This is a genomic window from Acinetobacter sp. TAC-1, assembly GCF_029025845.1.
Lineage (GTDB): Bacteria > Pseudomonadota > Gammaproteobacteria > Pseudomonadales > Moraxellaceae > Acinetobacter > Acinetobacter guillouiae.
Genome location: NZ_CP118892.1, coordinates 3,150,375 through 3,167,739, shown reverse-complemented (window position 1 = coordinate 3,167,739; position 17,365 = coordinate 3,150,375). Strand labels below are relative to the sequence as shown.

The 17,365-nt window shown below is 41.6% G+C and carries 7 protein-coding genes; all 7 read left to right on the top strand.

Annotated elements, in window-relative coordinates; translation table 11 throughout:
* Window positions 1-97: 97 nt before the first annotated feature.
* The 7 genes from PYV58_RS14625 (at window position 98) to PYV58_RS14595 (ending at window position 17,346) form a co-directional block, all read left to right on the top strand.
* Window positions 98-8,890, top strand: coding sequence for an MBG domain-containing protein (locus PYV58_RS14625; RefSeq protein WP_275059557.1), 8,793 nt, complete (start codon window positions 98-100; stop codon window positions 8,888-8,890).
* 3 nt (window positions 8,891-8,893) lie between these two features.
* The gene (locus PYV58_RS14620) at window positions 8,894-10,579 is read left to right on the top strand and encodes a POTRA domain-containing protein (RefSeq protein WP_034617549.1); all 1,686 of its coding nucleotides are present in this window, start codon (window positions 8,894-8,896) and stop codon (window positions 10,577-10,579) included.
* A 424-nt stretch (window positions 10,580-11,003) separates the two neighbouring features.
* Complete coding sequence (gene hutC, locus PYV58_RS14615) at window positions 11,004-11,756, top strand: histidine utilization repressor (RefSeq protein ID WP_004721807.1); 753 nt, start codon at window positions 11,004-11,006, stop codon at window positions 11,754-11,756.
* Window positions 11,753-12,334, top strand: coding sequence for a HutD family protein (locus tag PYV58_RS14610; RefSeq protein ID WP_034617552.1), 582 nt, complete (start codon window positions 11,753-11,755; stop codon window positions 12,332-12,334). Before hutC ends, PYV58_RS14610 begins: the two co-directional genes overlap by 4 nt.
* A 237-nt stretch (window positions 12,335-12,571) precedes the next feature.
* Window positions 12,572-14,248 (top strand): urocanate hydratase, encoded by a 1,677-nt coding sequence (gene hutU, locus PYV58_RS14605; RefSeq protein ID WP_004820229.1) that lies wholly within the window; start codon window positions 12,572-12,574, stop codon window positions 14,246-14,248.
* 82 nt (window positions 14,249-14,330) lie between these two features.
* Window positions 14,331-15,869, top strand: coding sequence for a histidine ammonia-lyase (gene hutH, locus PYV58_RS14600; RefSeq protein WP_056515934.1), 1,539 nt, complete (start codon window positions 14,331-14,333; stop codon window positions 15,867-15,869).
* Between the two features lie 64 nt (window positions 15,870-15,933).
* Window positions 15,934-17,346 carry an amino acid permease gene (locus PYV58_RS14595; RefSeq protein ID WP_034617557.1) on the top strand — a complete coding sequence of 471 codons (1,413 nt, stop codon included), beginning with the start codon at window positions 15,934-15,936 and terminating at the stop codon, window positions 17,344-17,346.
* Window positions 17,347-17,365: the final 19 nt, after the last annotated feature.

The following is a 17,365-nucleotide window of genomic DNA, read 5'->3' as shown; positions in this document are numbered from 1 at the left end:
TAATACGTGCAAAATACCCAATTTCAGGTATATCTCTCTATTCCCCCATTTGATCTAATGATTGATATTTGATCAAAAAGTAGATTTGGGGATTATCATGAATAAAATTTATAAAGTTATTTGGAATTCACAACTTAGGTGTTGGCAAGCCGTTTCAGAATTGGCGAAAAATCATAGCACTTCACAAAGTACTGTAGACCATAAAAACGCACTGAAGGGCGGTGTTCACAAAGCATCAGGGATAAATTTAATCCGATTGGCTTTTTTGGGGCTGGCTTTATTGCCGTTATCGATTTATGCCGCAATTTCTAATACGGAACTGCCTACAGGCGCCAATATCACTCAAGGTTCAGCCAACATTTCCCAAAATGGCAACGTTTTAAATATTCATCAAAATAGTCAAAACCTTTCGACCAACTGGAATACTTTTAATATTGGTAAAGATGCAACGGTTAATTTTAATCAGCAAAACCAGTCATCTATAGCCATTAATCGGGTTTTGGATAGCAATGCATCGCAGATTATGGGGCGTTTAAATGCCAATGGGCAGGTGTTTTTACTCAATCCAAATGGTGTAGTTTTTTCTAAGACAGCTCAAGTGAATGTTGGTGGTTTGGTTGCTTCAACTTTAAGTTTGAACGATGCGGATATTCAAATTGGAAAATATACTTTAAAAGCCAATGCCAATAGCACAGCAACGATAGAAAATAACGGTAGTATTCAAACTTTATCAGGTGGAACTGTTGCGCTGATTGCGCCCAATGTTAAAAATACCGGCTCTATTGTGACACCGAATGGCGTTACTCATCTCACTGCTGCCAGTCAAGTCACTCTTGCTTTACAGGATGGTTCACTCACCCAGTACCAAGTTGATCAAGGGGTATTAAAAGGCTTGGTGGACAATGGTGGTGCAATTCTTGCCGATAATGGGGCTGTATATTTAACTGCAAAAGCCAAAGACAGTTTAAGTAAAGCCGTGGTCAATCATAGTGGGATTATTGAAGCCAATCGCTTAAGCCAAAATGCCAAAGGTGAAATCATTCTGTTAGGTGATATGCAAAATGGTGAAACAAATGTCAGTGGCCTGCTTAAAGCTGAAGGGAAAAATGGTCAAGATGGCGGCTTTATTGAAACCTCCGCAGCTCAAGTAAAGATTGAGAATAGTACGGTGGTGTCCTCTCATTCTGAGGGCGGGAAAATCGGAAACTGGTTGATCGACCCTACCGATTTCAGTATTAATTCGGGTAATGCATCAGCAAGCAGTAGCGGCATAGGCGCAACCACTTTAGCAAGCAGTCTTGCAACCAGTAATGTCATATTGCTAACTAGCTCTACGGGTAACCAAAAGGGTGATATCAATGTTAATGCTGATGTAACTTGGGGGAGTGCGACTAGTCTGACTTTAAATGCACAAAATGACATCAACATTAATGCCAACATCACAGCGACCAATAACAGTGGCAAACTTAATTTGATATATGGACAAAACACGGCCAATACCAGCGCAAATTATTATATTAACAATGGCGCAAAAATAAACTTAAAGGTTGGGCAGAATTTTAGTACCCAAAAAGGCACGGCTGCTACCATTAACTATCAAGTCATTACGGCTTTGGGTGCACAGGGTTCGACAACAAGTCAAGATTTACAAGGGATCAACGGGAACCTGAGTGGTAATTATGTGTTGGGTGCAGACATAGATGCCAGTAGTACGGGGCTGTGGAATGGTTATACCGGATTCGACCCAATTGGCTTTTATAATGCAAATTTGAGTCCAACGGATCTCTCACAACAGGCTTTTCGTGGACGGTTTGATGGATTAGGTCATGCGATTAGTGGATTAAGTATTGACTCTATGTATCAGGGCATTGGACTGTTTGCGATTACACATCAGGATGCACTTATACAAAATGTTGGACTAAATAATATAAGTTATTCAGGTTATGGAAAAACAGGCGGGATCGTGGGGATTAATCTAGGCACGATTAATAATGTTTATGTCAATGCAGGCTTAGTCACAGGTAATACCGAGCACTATGGCGGATTGGTGGGGTGGAACTATAATTCAGGAAATATCTTAAATTCTTATGCCAATGTGACTGTAAAAGGAAAATATTCGAATAATAATTATATTGGCGGTCTGGTTGGTTATAGTGATGGTGTTGTAAGTTCTTCTTTTGCAACAGGTGCGGTGACAGGAAATAATTATGTTGGCGGTTTAATTGGTGGTATATCAGGACAAATTAACAATTCTTATGCAACAGGTACTGTTATTGGAAGTCAGTATGTTGGAGGGCTGGTTGGGTTCAATGGCGGTAGTGTTGACAAAAATTATTCTTCAGGAAGTGTAACTGGGGGGCAGTATGTTGGTGGTCTTGTTGGTGGTGGTAATGGTATAACCACAAATAGTTTCTGGAACACCAGTACTTCTGGGAGAACAAGCAGTGCGGGTGGTGTAGGAAAAACCACAACAGAACTTCAGCAAATTTCAACTTTTGCAGGTTGGGATATTGATGATGCAGGTGGTACAGGAAAAGTTTGGCGTATTTATGAAGGACGATCTGCGCCGTTACTACGTCATTTCCTAAAACCCTTGGTCACAGAAATTGTCGCTAATTTTTCTGACAAAATTTATGATGGATCGATAGCTTCTGGAACGCTGGCTTCAGGACTGAATTATAAAACAACCAGTAAAAATGCAGGGATTTATAGTTTAAATGATGGCTCAATTCTGATTAGTGGTGTTCCAATCGCGGCAAATACAACACAGTTTGGCGATGATGTAATTTATAAAGAAAATGGTGGTTCAGGTTCATTAACAATCGCGAAAAGAGATTTAAATATTAATGGCTTGAGCGCTGCTGACAAGGTCTATGATACATCAAAAGTAGCAACCTTATCGGGTACTGCGGGAGTGACAGTGCTGTCAGGTGATTCAGTGACACTTTCGGGTATTGGATTTGGATCATTTACTGATAAAAATGTGGGCAATAATAAAAATGTGATTGTGTCGGGTTATACGCTGACTGGAACAGATGCTTTAAATTACACCTTGCTACAGCCGACAAATCTTAAAGCCAATATAACGCCTGCAGTTTTAACCATTAATGGAATAAGTGTTGCAGATAAAACGTATGATGGTTTGGCTATTGCGACCTTATATGGCACTGCTTCAATCAATCCGTTTGCTGGAGACTTTGTTGGATTGACTGGTAGTGGTATAGGCACATTTACAAATAAGAATGCAGGAATCAGGTCTGTGATCGTAACAGGCTATAACTTAACAGGTGCGGATGCTGGAAATTATATTTTTAGTCAGCCTATAGGTTTAAGTGCCACAATTCACAAAGCGCAAGCCATTGTAAAGGCCAATAGTTTAAATACGGTTTATAATGGTAAAGATCAAACGGCTGCTGGCTTTACTGCGACAGGTTTGGTCAATGGCGAAACTACAAGTGTATTGTCAGGTGTTTCTGCAACTGTCACAGGCAAAGATGCAGGCAAATACACCAACACAGTAACAGGTGTAGACAAGAACTATGATCTGACACTTATTGATGGCTCATTAGATATTGCCAAAGCGAAAGCCACCGTAACCACCAATAGCGTATCAACCACTTATAACGGTAAAGATCAAACGGCTGTTGGCTTTAGTGCAACAGGCTTGGTCAATGGCGAAACTACAACTGTATTGTCAGGTGTTTCGGCAACTGTCACAGGTAAAGATGCCGGTAGTTATGCCAATACAGCCACAGGTACAGATAAGAACTATGAGCTAAGTTTTGTTAATGGCTCTTTGGATATCGCCAAAGCTAAAGCGACAGTAACAGCCAATAGTGTAACAACGACCTATAACGGTAAAGATCAAACAGCTGCTGGCTTTAGTGCAATAGGCTTAGTCAATGGTGAAACTACAACTGTATTGTCAGGTGTTTCGGCAACTGTCACAGGTAAAGATGCAGGCAAATACACCAACACAGTAACAGGTGTAGACAAGAACTATGATCTGACGCTTATTGATGGCTCATTAGATATTGCGAAAGCTAAAGCGACAGTAACAGCCAATGGCGTATCAACCACCTATAACGGTAAAGATCAAACGGCTGCTGGCTTTAGTGCAACAGGTTTAGTCAATGGTGAAACAGAATCAGTATTATCAGGCGTAAGCGCAACGGTGACTGCTAAAGATGCAGGCAAATACAACAATACAGTAACAGGTGTAGACAAGAACTATGATCTGACGCTTATTGATGGCTCATTAGATATTGCTAAAGCTAAAGCGACAGTAACCGCCAATAGCGTATCAACCACCTATAACGGTAAAGATCAAACAGCTGCTGGCTTTAGTGCAACAGGCTTGGTCAATGGTGAAACTACAACTGTATTGTCAGGTGTTTCGGCAACTGTCACAGGCAAAGATGCAGGCAAATACACCAACACAGTAACAGGTGTAGACAAGAACTATGATCTGACGCTTATTGATGGCTCTTTGGATATTGCGAAAGCGAAAGCCACTGTCACCGCCAATAGTGTATCAACTACATATAACGGTAAAAACCAAACGGCTGCTGGCTTTAGTGCAACAGGTTTGGTCAATGGTGAAACTGAATCGGTCTTATCCGGTGTTTCAGCCACTGTGACTGCTAAAGATGCAGGCAAATACACCAACACAGTAACAGGTGTAGACAAGAACTATGATCTGACACTTATTGATGGCTCATTAGATATTGCCAAAGCGAAAGCCACCGTAACCACCAATAGCGTATCAACCACTTATAACGGTAAAGATCAAACGGCTGTTGGCTTTAGTGCAACAGGCTTGGTCAATGGCGAAACTACAACTGTATTGTCAGGTGTTTCGGCAACTGTCACAGGTAAAGATGCCGGTAGTTATGCCAATACAGCCACAGGTACAGATAAGAACTATGAGCTAAGTTTTGTTAATGGCTCTTTGGATATCGCCAAAGCTAAAGCGACAGTAACAGCCAATAGTGTAACAACGACCTATAACGGTAAAGATCAAACAGCTGCTGGCTTTAGTGCAATAGGCTTAGTCAATGGTGAAACTACAACTGTATTGTCAGGTGTTTCGGCAACTGTCACAGGTAAAGATGCAGGCAAATACACCAACACAGTAACAGGTGTAGACAAGAACTATGAGCTCAGTTTTGTTAATGGCTCTTTGGATATCGCCAAAGCTAAAGCCACTGTCACTGCCAATAGCGTATCAACCACCTATAACGGTAAAGATCAAACGGCTGCTGGCTTTATTGCAACAGGTTTAGTCAATGGTGAAACAGAATCAGTATTATCAGGCGTAAGCGCAACGGTGACTGCTAAAGATGCAGGCAAATACAACAATACAGTAACAGGTGTAGACAAGAACTATGAGTTAAGTTTTATTGATGGTTCTTTGGATATCGCCAAAGCTAAAGCCACTGTCACCGCCAATAGTTTAAATACGGTTTATAACGGTAAAGATCAAACAGCTGCTGGTTTTACTGCAACAGGTTTGGCCAATGGCGAAACAGAATCGGTACTATCAGGTGTAACTGCAACGGTTACTGCTAAAGATGCAGGTCAATATACCAATAGTGCAACGGGTATAGACAAGAACTATGAGCTAAGTTTTGTTGATGGTTCATTAGACATTGCTAAAGCTAAAGCCACCGTAACTGCCAATAGCATATCAACCACCTATAACGGTAAAGATCAAACGGCTGCTGGCTTTAGTGCGACAGGTTTTGTCAATGGTGAAACTGAATCTGTACTCTCAGGTGTAAATGCAACGGTGACTGCTAAAGATGCTGGCAAGTACACCAATACCGCAACAGGTATAGATAAAAACTATGAGCTAAGCTTTGTTGATGGTTCCTTAGATATCGCTAAAGCCAAAGCCACTGTGACCGCCAATAGCGTATCAACCACCTATAACGGTAAAGATCGAACGGCTGCTGGCTTTACTGCGACAGGTTTGGTCAATGGTGAAACTGAATCTGTACTCTCAGGTGTAAATGCAACGGTGACTGCTAAAGATGCAGGCAAATACACCAATAGCGCAACAGGTATAGACAAGAATTATGATTTAAGTTTTATTGATGGTTCATTAGATATCGCCAAAGCCAAAGCAATTGTGACCGCCAATAGTGTATCAACTACTTATAACGGTAAAGATCAAACGGCTGCTGGTTTTACTGCGACAGGCTTAGTCAATGGTGAAACTGAATCAGTACTCTCAGGTGTAAGTGCAACGGTGACTGCTAAAGATGCAGGCAAATACAACAACACAGTAACAGGTGTAGACAAGAACTATGATCTGACGCTTATTGATGGCTCTTTGGATATTGCTAAGGCCAAAGCCACCGTCACCGCCAATAGCGTATCAACCACCTATAACGGTAAAGATCAAACAGCTGCGGGCTTTACTGCAACAGGTTTGGTCAATGGTGAAACCGAATCCGTATTGTCAGGTGTAACTGCAACGGTGACTGCTAAAGATGCTGGCAAATATACCAATAGTGCAACAGGTATCGACAAGAACTATGAGCTTAGTTTTATTGATGGTTCTTTGGATATTGCGAAAGCTAAAGCCACTGTCACCGCCAATAGTTTAAATACAGTCTATAACGGTAAAGATCAAACAGCTGCTGGTTTTACTGCAACAGGTTTGGTCAATGGTGAAACTACAAGTGTATTGTCAGGTGTTTCGGCAACTGTTACAGGCAAAGATGCAGGCCAATACACCAATACCGCAACAGGTCTAGATAAAAACTATGAGTTAAGCTTTGTTGATGGCTCATTGGATATTGCTAAGGCTAAAGCGACAGTAACTGCCAATAGTGTATCAACTACTTATAGCGGTAAAGACCAAACAGCTGCTGGTTTTAGTGCAACAGGTTTAGTCAATGGTGAAACTGAATCGGTATTGTCAGGTGTTTCAGCAACGGTGACCGCTAAAGATGCAGGTCAATATACCAATAGTGCAACGGGTCTAGACAAGAACTATGATCTTAGTTTTATTGATGGCTCATTAGATATTGCTAAAGCTAAAGCCACTGTGACCGCCAATAGTTTAAATACAGTCTATAACGGTAAAGACCAAACGGCTGCTGGCTTTACTGCAACAGGTTTGGTCAATGGTGAAACTGAATCAGTACTCTCAGGTGTAAGCGCGACGGTGACTGCTAAAGATGCAGGCCAATACACCAATACTGCAACAGGCATAGATAAAAACTACGAGTTAAGTTTTGTCGATGGCTCATTAGATATTGCTAAAGCGAAAGCCACCGTAACAGCCAATAGCATATCAACTACTTATAACGGCAAAAACCAAAACGCATCTGGCTTTACTGCAACTGGTTTGGTCAATGGTGAAACTGAATCAGTATTATCAGGCGTAACTGCCACGGTGACTGCTAAAGATGCAGGTCAATACACCAACACTGCAACGGGTATAGATAAAAACTATGAGCTAAGTTTTGTTGATGGTGCATTGGATATTGCTAAAGCCAAAGCCACCGTAACCGCCAAAAGCGTATCAACCACCTATAATGGTAAAAATCAAACTGCTGCTGGCTTTACTGCAACAGGTTTGGTGAGTGGTGAAAATGAATCAGTACTCTCTGGTGTCAGTGCCACGGTGACTGCTAAAGATGCAGGTCAATACACCAACACTGCAACGGGTCTAGACAAGAACTACGAGTTAAGTTTTGTTGATGGCTCATTGGATATTGCTAAAGCCAAAGCCACTGTAACCGCCAATAGTTTAAATACGGTTTATAACGGTAAAGATCAAACAGCTGCTGGCTTTACTGCGACAGGTTTGGTCAATGGTGAAACCGAATCGGTCTTATCAGGTGTCAGTGCAACGGTTACCGCTAAAGATGCTGGCAAATACACCAATACTGCAACAGGTATAGATAAAAACTATGAGTTAAGTTTTGTTGATGGCTCTTTAGATATCGCTAAAGCCAAAGCCACTGTGACCGCCAATGGTTTAAATACAGTCTATAACGGTAAAGATCAAACTGCTGCTGGTTTTAGTGCTTCTGGTTTAGTCAATGGAGAGACAGAATCTGTATTATCTGGTGTCAGTGCAACGGTTACCGGCAAAGATGCTGGCAAATACACCAATAGCGCAACGGGTGTAGACAAAAACTATGAGCTAACTTTTGTTGATGGTGCATTGGATATTGCGAAAGCTAAAATTAACCAAGTGACAGGCATTAGCGCCAATAATCGTATTTATGATGCAACCACCAACGCAACATTAAATACTGGATCAGCACAATTCACTGGTATGGTTGCAGGCGATGAATTGAAAGTTGCTTCAGCAACTGGACAATTCAGTGATAAAAATGTGGGTATAGCAAAACAAGTCTCGATTCAGGGTGTCAGTTTAAGTGGTGCAGATGCACACAACTACGAGTTGGTGAATAACACTGCACAAACTACGGCAGATATTCGCCAAGCCAATATTCAAAACATTGCTGGAATTACGGCCAACAATCGTACTTATAATGGATTAACTGCCGCTGAGCTTAATCTCAGCAACGCACAATTCAACGGCATCTACGCTGGGGATAATTTAAACGTTGCAACAGCAACAGGACAATTTGACAGTGCGACCACAGGGCAAGCAAAAAATGTATCGATTACAGGTTTAAGTCTAGGTGGCTTAGATGCTCAAAACTACAAACTTGTGGATACCACCGCTGTGACCACAGCTGATATTTATCTGTTAACCCCTGCAGCGTATTTACAAGCCATACAATTCAAACGACCTCGTTATTTGCCTGAAACCAATAACGTCTTAAATACAGTTGATTTAGATGTACGCCAAGGTGGAGTTAACACTGCAGGTATTCAAATTTTGGCAGGGGAGCACTAATTGATGAAACAACAACACAATATATTGGCAACATCTGTGGCTGCTTGTCTGATGCTTTTGACCAGCAGTAACCATGCAGCGCCAGCACCTAATGCGGGTCAACTGCTACAACAACAGCAACAAGGACAAAGCCTTGAACCACAGGCTGCTGTTCAGGTAGAAAGTTCAGCAAGTAATAACGTACCTAATTCACCTGATATCCAAATCTCTGTACGCAAAATTGAAATCACTGGAAATAGTCGTTTTAGCACAGCGCAATTGCATCACTTAGTGGCGGATGCCGAAGGTAAACAATTGAGTCTTCAGCAACTTTGGCAAATAGCCCAAAAGATTACCACTTACTACCAGCAACAGGGCTATGCCTATAGTCGGGCTTATCTGCCTCAGCAGAATCTAAGTCAGGGCGTAGTACGTATCAATGTACTCGAAGCGTATTATGATCAAACCCAGATTGATAATCAAAGTCGAACGCAAAACTGGCTAATTGAACAAACCGTTGCACCACTTAAACAAGGTGAGCGGATCAACAGTGACCAGATGCAACAACAACTTAAACTGCTCAATCGTTTAAATGGAGTCAATACCCGAAATGTTTTGACCCCTGGTGCAACAGTCGGAAGTAGCCAACTCAATGTTGAAGTACAAAATGCAGCCATGTTGAATGGTTATATTGGCGCAGATAACTTTGGTAATCGTTATACCAGTCAAGTGCGTGGAACCGCTGGAATTTCTGCCAACAACCTTGCAGGCTTAGGCGATGAACTGAGTTTTGATGTAATGACTGCAGGCAAACGCATGAACTACGGGCGCGTGGGTTATGCCTTTACCTTTACAGGAATGGGTACTCGGGCAGGCGCAAGTTATTCTTATCTAGATTATGAACTTGGAAAAGAGCTAAAAAACATTGGCGCAGAAGGGAGTGCTGCACAAAGTAGCGTATTCATTAGCCAACCTGCCTTACTGACCAATAATGCAGAAGTCCTTCTCAGCTTACAATACGATCATAAACAACTGAAAGATGATATTCAGCTCAATCAATATTACAAACATCGAAATATTGACGTGGTGACTGCCCGACTGGATGGCTCGCAGTTTGATCAATTCTTGGGTGGAGGCTTAACCCAATATGGTGCCTCAACCAGTTATGGTCGTGTGAAATTTAAAAACGATGATGCCGCTGCTTTAGATGCGCAAACAGCGAAGACAGCTGGAGACTACTATACAGCTACATTGAATCTGTCACGCTTACAAAACCTAAGCAATAAGGGCACGCAAGGCTATTTGGGAGTTTATGGACAATACAGTCCTTATAATCTAGACAGTGCAGAGCAATATCTAGGTGGTGGTCCATTTAATGTGCGTGGTTATGAATCGAGTCAATTTGCAGGCTCTACAGGTTATTTAGCCACGGCAGAACTGAGACAAAGTTTATTTGCCGATGCAAAGCATCATCTAACAGCGAAAGTATTTATCGATACAGCAGAAGTCACGTTAAATGCTAAGCGTTGGGCAGGTGTGACAGGTGATAATCAAGTTCAAATCAGTAGTGCAGGTTTAGGTTTGAACTGGACGAGTGCGTGGAATATTCAAGCCAATGCAGAAGTTGCCTTTCCAATTGGAAATACGCCAGAGCAGTTGCAAGACCGCGATAATCACCAGTACTGGTTGAGTTTAAGAAAGACTTTCTAATTTGAGTAAGGGAAAACCCCCTCCTTGGGAAAAGGAGGGTTGGGGAGGATTTGAACAACCTGTGTCGAAACTTCATAAGGGGGCGGATTTACAATCTGAGTAAAAACTTAGCAAAGGGGATTTAAAAAACTAGCTGATGAGAATAAAACTTACACAGCCACACTTTACATTTAAAGTTTAAATTCTTTTGCGTAGACGAAGTCAAACCTTGCGCTGCAAACAAAGCCGATTAATATTCGTTGGGTGACCGCTACACCATCTATGATTAAATGATGCAAAAGCAAAATGAGTAAATTGATATAAGTTGGAATGCCATTGATGAGTAATGGATATTTTTATCATGATTATTTGTATAGGCTTGTATATACAAATAACATCGACTCAAGATACAATGAGTTAGAATATTTTGTATGAGTTTTAGCCAATGTCAAGAGCGTCAAAGCACAATGATCTAGACTTATCTCTAGAAGAAGATAGTCCTGTTCCTTTGTATTTGCGCGTGAAGCAAATGATTTCACAAAAAATTTATGAAGGAACATGGACTGTAAATAAAAAAATTCCTTCAGAAAGTGAGTTGGTGAATTTACTGGGTTGTAGTCGTATGACGGTCAATCGGGCATTGCGCGAACTGACCAGTGAAGGTTTATTGGTGCGTATACAAGGTGTTGGCTCTTTTGTCGCTGAAGGGCAAGGTCGTACAGCATTATTTCATGTGAATAATATTGCAGAAGAAATTATTGCGAGAAATCATAAACATCATGCTGAAGTATTGGTACTTGAACAAATTCAAGCCAATGAAGAACAAAGCCGATTAATGCAAATTCGAGAAGGACAACGACTATTTCACTCGATCATTGTGCATTATGAAAATGATGTGCCAGTGCAGATCGAAGATCGTTTAGTTGATCCCGTACTGATTCCAGATTATTTGGCACAAGATTTTAAAACTATCACGCCTAATGCCTATTTAATGTCAAAAGCACCTGTTACTGAAGGTGAGCATGTGGTTACTGCGATTCTTGCTTCAGCACAAGAATGTAAATGGCTAAAAATCAATAAAACAGAGCCTTGTTTATTAATCCGTCGTAGAACATGGTCCAATAAACAACTGATCTCCAGTGCAAGACTGATTTATCCTGGCAGCCGCTATTATTTGGAAGGTAAATTTACCCAATGATTGAGCTTTTAAAAGCCAGCCATTACAAAAAAATGCGATGGAAAAATGGGGAAGGCTATACGCTTGAAATCGCCCGTAGTGTCGGTGAAAGCTTAGCTGAGTTTGATTGGCGGATTTCGATGGCCGATGTGAAAACATCGGGTGATTTTTCCAAGTTTAATGGGATGAATCGCTTTTTGACGGTATTGGAAGGTCAAGGTCTTTCACTGCGTATAGATGATGATTTTAAGCATTTAAAAACATTGCAGTCCGTCGAGTTTGGTGGAGACAGTGTGGTCAGTTGTGAATTGTTGGCAGGGCACATTCGCGATTTTAATTTGATTTATAATCCAAAAAAGTTTGATGCACAGTATCAGTGGATTTTCTCTCCAGAAGCCTTAGAAATACCCATATCGTCTGACGTGATGTTTATTTTTAATCAGAGTGTTGAGGTGTTAGTTATCGAAATTGGTCAACAAGTTTTTCATTTGGAACATCAGGACAGTCTTAAACTTGAAAATGAAAAATCATTGCAAGCTATCACATTAAATCAGCAATTTTTAAAGCAAACTTGTCTCATACAACTCACAAAAATCTAAATTTTATTGATTTTACTTAAACGCATACAAGCTGAAGTTGTCTGCGTTTTTTTGTTTTTATGAAAAATAAATCTATTTATTTTATATGTTTATAAATTTTTTTAAAAATAATTTAAAAAGCATCTTTTCAATATTAAAGATTTGTGTAGTATATAGATGTATATACAAGTTAGTACATTGCTATACAGTGAATGCAGTTTAATTTGCTGGTTTAAACTCAAAGGAAGGAGTCCTATTGTGACAACAACGACAACAAAATTTCGTGATGTAGAAATTCGCGCACCTCGTGGTACTAAGCTCAATGCAAAAAGTTGGTTGACTGAAGCTCCACTGCGTATGTTGATGAATAATCTTGATCCTGATGTCGCAGAGAATCCAAAAGAGCTTGTTGTTTACGGTGGTATTGGTCGTGCTGCACGTAATTGGGAATGTTATGACAAGATTGTTGAAACACTTAAAACTTTAGAAAATGACGAAACTCTATTGGTTCAATCAGGTAAACCCGTTGGTGTGTTCAAAACACATAAAGATGCACCACGTGTTCTTATTGCCAATTCAAACTTAGTTCCACATTGGGCAAATTGGCAACATTTCAACGAGCTAGATGCTAAAGGCTTGGCAATGTATGGTCAAATGACCGCAGGTTCTTGGATCTATATCGGCAGCCAAGGCATTGTACAAGGCACTTATGAAACTTTTGTTGAAGCTGGTCGCCAGCACTACAACGGTGACTTAACAGGTCGTTGGGTGTTGACTGCTGGTTTAGGTGGAATGGGAGGGGCTCAGCCTTTAGCCGCGACATTGGCAGGCGCTTGCTCGCTTAATATTGAATGCCAGCAAGCCAGTATTGATTTCCGTTTACGTACACGTTATGTCGATGAACAAGCTACAGATTTAGATGATGCTTTGGCGCGTATTGACCGTTATACCAAAGAAGGCAAGGTGATTTCGATTGCGTTACATGGCAATGCAGCTGAGATTTTACCTGAATTGGTTCGCCGTGGTGTTCATCCGGACATGGTGACGGATCAAACCAGTGCACATGATCCACTCAATGGCTATTTACCAATTGGTTGGACATGGGAAGAATATCGTCAACGTGCCAAAACTGAGCCAGAAGCAGTGGTAAAAGCTGCAAAACAATCTATGGCAAAGCATGTACAAGCGATGTTGGATTTCCAAAAAATGGGTGTTCCAACCTTTGACTATGGCAATAATATCCGTCAAATGGCGCAGGAAGAAGGCGTAGAAAACGCATTTGATTTCCCCGGTTTTGTACCTGCCTATATCCGTCCATTATTCTGTCGTGGTATTGGACCATTCCGTTGGGTTGCACTTTCAGGTGATCCAGAAGATATCTATAAAACAGATGCAAAAGTTAAAGAATTGATTCCAGACGATGAACATTTACATCGTTGGTTAGACATGGCAAGAGAACGGATTAGCTTCCAAGGCTTACCAGCACGTATTTGCTGGGTTGGTTTAGGCTTGCGTGCAAAATTAGGTCTGGCATTTAACGAAATGGTACGTAGTGGTGAGCTTTCAGCGCCAATCGTCATAGGTCGTGATCATTTAGACTCAGGTTCAGTTTCCAGTCCAAACCGTGAAACTGAAGCAATGCAAGATGGTTCTGATGCTGTATCTGATTGGCCATTGCTGAATGCTTTACTTAATACAGCAGGTGGTGCGACTTGGGTTTCATTACATCACGGTGGTGGTGTAGGAATGGGCTTCTCTCAACACTCAGGTGTCGTGATTGTTTGTGATGGTACAGATGAAGCAGCAGCACGTATTGCTCGTGTGTTGACCAATGACCCAGCAACAGGCGTAATGCGTCATGCAGATGCTGGTTATGATATCGCTGTTGAATGTGCCAAAGCGCAAGGTTTGAACTTGCCGATGATCACCAAATAAAAGACAAGGACATTACGATGCTTTTTGCAATTGTGTAAACAGCATCGTAAGAGAACAATATAGCGCAAAACAGGACGTCAAAATGGAACTCTTAATTCAACCAGGCAAGCTCACACTCGCAGATCTTCGCCAAGCGTATTTAAATCCAATCAAAGTTAAACTGGATGACAGTGCTTATGCTGGCATCAATGCAAGTGTTGCATGTGTCGAAAAAATTGTGAATGAAGGACGTACAGCGTACGGTATCAATACTGGCTTTGGCTTACTCGCTTCATCTAAAATTGCCCCTGAAGACTTAGAACAGTTACAACGCTCATTGGTACTTTCTCATGCCGCTGGTGTGGGCGTACCTTTAGATGATGCGATGGTTCGCTTAATTATGTTGTTAAAGGCCAATAGTTTGGCACGTGGTTTTTCTGGTATCCGTCCTAAAGTGATTGATGCAATCCTTGCCTTGATCAATGCAGAAGTTTATCCGCATATTCCATTAAAAGGTTCAGTCGGCGCTTCAGGTGACTTAGCACCCCTTGCACATATGTCTCTGGTTTTACTCGGTGAAAGTAAAGCACGTTATAAAGGGGAATGGTTACCAGCAGTTGAAGCACTTAAAATTGCAGGATTAGAACCCATTACTTTAGCGGCCAAAGAAGGTTTGGCACTTTTAAATGGTACACAGGTTTCAACAGCATACGCATTACGTGGTCTATTTGAAGCAGAAGATTTATTTGCTGCTGCGACCGTTTGTGGTGGATTAAGCGTTGAAGCTATGCTCGGTTCACGTGCACCATTTGATGCACGTGTTCATGAAGTTCGTGGTCAGCGTGGTCAAATTGATGTTGCCGCTGCATATCGTGACTTATTGACTGAATCAAGTGAAATCGCACATTCACATGAAGATTGTAGCAAGGTTCAAGACCCGTATTCACTGCGTTGCCAACCTCAAGTAATGGGGGCTTGTTTAACGCAAATTCGTCAAGCAGCAGAAGTATTAGCGATTGAGTCGAATGCAGTTTCAGATAACCCATTGGTGTTTGCAGCAGAAGGTGACGTAATCTCAGCAGGTAACTTCCATGCTGAACCCGTAGCAATGGCTGCTGATAATTTGGCCTTAGCGATTGCTGAGATTGGCTCACTGTCTGAACGTCGTGTTTCGATGATGATGGATCGCCATATGTCACAGCTTCCTCCATTTTTGGTTGCCAATGGTGGGGTGAATTCGGGCTTTATGATTGCTCAAGTAACAGCCGCTGCGTTGGCCAGTGACAATAAAGCACTTGCACATCCTGCCAGTGTTGATAGTTTACCGACCTCTGCAAATCAGGAAGACCATGTTTCCATGGCGCCTAATGCAGGAAAACGCTTGTGGTATATGGCTGATAACGTTCGCGGCATTCTCGCAGTTGAGTGGTTAGGTGCATGTCAGGGACTTGATTTCCGTGAAGGATTGAAAAGCTCTCCTAAACTTGAACGTGCCCGTAAAATTCTGCGTGATCAAGTGGCGTATTACAGTGAAGATCGTTTCTTCGCGCCAGATATCGAACAAGCAAGTGAATTGCTCGCAAGTGGTTGTCTGAACGAACTGCTGATTGCGAAGCTACTACCGAGCTTGTCTGAAGTGTGATCAATAAAACGGTCACATGGAGTGACCGAATCTAACTAAATTTCCTCAAGGATTGGAGATTATAATGTCACAACACTCCACATTACAGCGGGGGTTAAACACCCGTCATATCCGCTTTTTGGCATTGGGTTCAGCGATTGGCACGGGGCTTTTCTATGGATCAGCAACGGCAATTAAAATGGCAGGTCCGTCTGTTTTAATTGCTTATATGGTTGCAGGGATTGCAATTTATATTGTGATGCGAGCATTAGGGGAAATGGCTGTTCATAACCCCGTATCAGGTTCTTTTAGTGAATATGCCTCGAATTATCTTGGCCCTTTAGCTGGTTTTACTACAGGCTGGACCTACGTCTTTGAAATGATCATTGTCGCCTTGGCTGACGTGACTGCTTTTGGTATCTATATGGGGTTTTGGTACCCCGATGTGCCACGATGGATCTGGATTTTATCGCTGATTATGTTCTTAGGGGCAATTAACCTGATCCACGTTAAAGTCTTTGGTGAAGTCGAGTTCTGGCTATCCATCGTCAAGGTCAGCGCTATTGTTGCCATGATTTTGGGTGGTTTTGGTCTAATGATCTATGGCTTTAATGCAGATCACACAGGCTTTGTACCTGGTATTCAAAACTTATGGATTCATGAGGGTTTTATGCCCAATGGGATTATGGGTTTAGTTGCCTGTTTATCTGTTGTGGTATTTGCATTCGGTGGCATCGAAATCATTGGGATCACAGCGGGTGAGTCACAAGATCCGAAAACGTCGATTCCACGTGCAATTAATGCAGTTCCTGTACGTATCTTACTTTTTTATATTCTGACAATTTTTGTATTGATGTCGATTTTCCCATGGAATCAAATTGGTAGCCAAGGCAGTCCATTTGTACAAATTTTTGAAAACTTAGGCATCAAATCTGCAGCAACTGTTTTAAATATTGTGGTCATTACAGCTGCAATTTCCGCGATCAATAGTGATGTATTTGGTGCAGGGCGTATGCTGTATGGTATGTCTAAGCATAAACAAGCACCTCAAGTGTTCCAGAAACTTTCACGTAATGGTGTTCCTTGGATGACTGTGGTGGTGATGGCTGGTGTGTTACTTGTCGGCGTCGTGCTTAATTATCTGATCCCTGAAAATGTATTTATTATCATCGCCTCAATTGCAACATTTGCAACAGTTTGGGTGTGGTTGATGATCTTACTTTCTCAAGTGGGCATGCGCCGTAAACTGTCTAAATCAGAAATTAAAGCATTAGATTTTCCTGTGATTGGCTGGCCTTATGCACCTGCATTTGCCATTGTATTTATGCTGTTTATTTTAGCCATGATGGGATATTTCCCAGACTCAAGACCTGCACTTTATGTCGGTATAACATGGTTAGTTCTACTTTGGATTGCTTATACGATATGGGTGAAGCCCAAGCAAAACTCAGTAAAAGAAAAATCAGAGCCTCAACAAAACGTCGAAATGGAAAGCTGATACTGAAGCTGCCCAAGCG